This is a genomic window from Duganella sp. Leaf126, from assembly GCF_001423125.1.
Classification (GTDB): Bacteria; Pseudomonadota; Gammaproteobacteria; order Burkholderiales; family Burkholderiaceae_D; genus Rugamonas.
Window position 1 is genome coordinate 1 of record NZ_LMNW01000028.1, and the last position, 1759, is coordinate 1759.

Below are 1759 nucleotides of genomic sequence, written 5' to 3' on the forward strand. Positions count from 1 at the left end.
AACGCGGTGCTCAGCGCCGCCGCCACGTCCAGCCTGACCGCCGGCCACGACATCAATTTCGCCTCGCAGGCCAACAGCTATACCATCGTCAAGGACGGGATCAAGCTGGTCACGTACGGCAAGGCCAGCAGTGCGCAAAAGCCCAACCAGGAAACCGGCATCAAATTCCACGCCGCAACCGGCAAGGTCAGCAGCCAGAGYCAGTCGGCCGAAASCAGGCTGACCGCCGACAAGGCATTGACGGTGGCCAGCGTGACCAAGAGCGTCAATGTCAGCGGCAAGCAATACGTCATGTTCAACGCCCAGGGTGCGCACCTGAAACTCGAAGGCGGGAATATCGAGTTGCACGGGCCGGGGAAGATCGTCAATGTCAGCGGCAAGCAATACGTCATGTTCAACGCCCAGGGTGCGCACCTGAAACTCGAAGGCGGGAATATCGAGTTGCACGGGCCGGGGAAGATMGAGTTCAAGGCCAGTATGAARGAGTTGACGGGACCGCAGGATGGCAGCCTGGGCGCCCCMGTGCTGCCGAAAGCMAAAGATATCTTTAATGAAGCTTTCGTGGTGAAAAACGAAAAGACCGGGGAAATCATGGCGCATGTGCCTTATCGCATRGAGTCGGCCAGTGGCGTGGTGATCGAAGGCATTACCGATTCTCTCGGTAGGACTAAGCGYCTGTTYACYGCAAAACCCGAGCAGATTCATTTGTACTTACTTGATCACGACTAATTTCCATGAGTTCTACAACAACCGCCGATCAGGCACCGACCCGSSTACCGCACGCGTCTGCCACAACCACGACGCCMTCGGAAACATTCGTTGACGCTAAAATCACCCCAGGCGAGGGAGCACTTTTGTACTGGCCTGAACAGAACGCTTTCTTGGCCTTATATCCGGACGAGTTTCTCGAGTTTCACGCCGAGGCGGACGAACATAGCAAGAAAATTGAGGCATTACARGAAGCTAACAAGAAGGTTACCGAGGCTGCAGCAGYMATGCGGACGGCGCAGAAGAGTAATGTAGCCGCCGACATCAAGAAGGCCGAGGAAGAACTAAACGATGCGCTGGACGCTATGCAAAAAGCCAGTGAGGATGTCAAGAAAAAGCTCGAGCCCCTGTCGAAGCTGGACGCTAARGCTGGGGTGAAAATGGTCGAACTGGTGTCACTGCAYACCCCGAAATACAAAGACAAGGGCAAGGGCGTACCGATTTACGTTACCAGCAAACGCCTGAGAACAGTGCTGGCAGAAAAGCGCATCTACTTGATTGYCGGCGAGAAGGCTAARCGCACCAAGGACAAGATTTTCAAGGACGGCAAAATCAACACCACGGAAATYAAGCACCGCATCGCTGAAAAAGCCCAGGGCAAGGACTTCAAGAAAGAATGGAAACTCAAGCCTGACGATGCCGACGCCTATACCGGAGTATTGTCAGAATGGGCAAGGACGATGAATGGCGACATCGCGAAATTCATCGAGCGAGAAGTCGACGACGTCGAAAAGAAATTCAATGTCGATCCTAAAGACCCTCATCGCAATGTCGACCTGACGGTCGATGCGCAACTGATGCGCTATACGGCCGGGGCTGGCCTTGCGGTCCACTTTAAGCCGTTCCAAGGCAACCTGTTCGACCGCCGMGACCGCAATTGGCAAGACCGCCTCAAGCGGGGACTCGCGTCGGCAGACATGGGAATCAAGGCCAACGCCAAGGCAGCGTTCGCAGTGGCAGAGGGACGCGTGCAGACCGAGCTGTATTGGCC

The 1759-nt window shown here is 55.4% G+C and carries 2 protein-coding genes; both read left to right on the forward strand.

Annotation, left to right across the window (positions count from 1 at the left end; all coding sequences use genetic code 11):
- The coding region (locus ASF61_RS13405; RefSeq protein ID WP_156369596.1) for a DUF2345 domain-containing protein at positions 1-729 on the forward strand (729 nt) is incomplete at its 5' end.
- Between the two features lie 125 nt (positions 730-854).
- Positions 855-1759, forward strand: a 905-nt coding sequence (locus ASF61_RS13410; RefSeq protein ID WP_156369597.1) for a hypothetical protein, incomplete at its 3' end; no start/stop codon positions are given.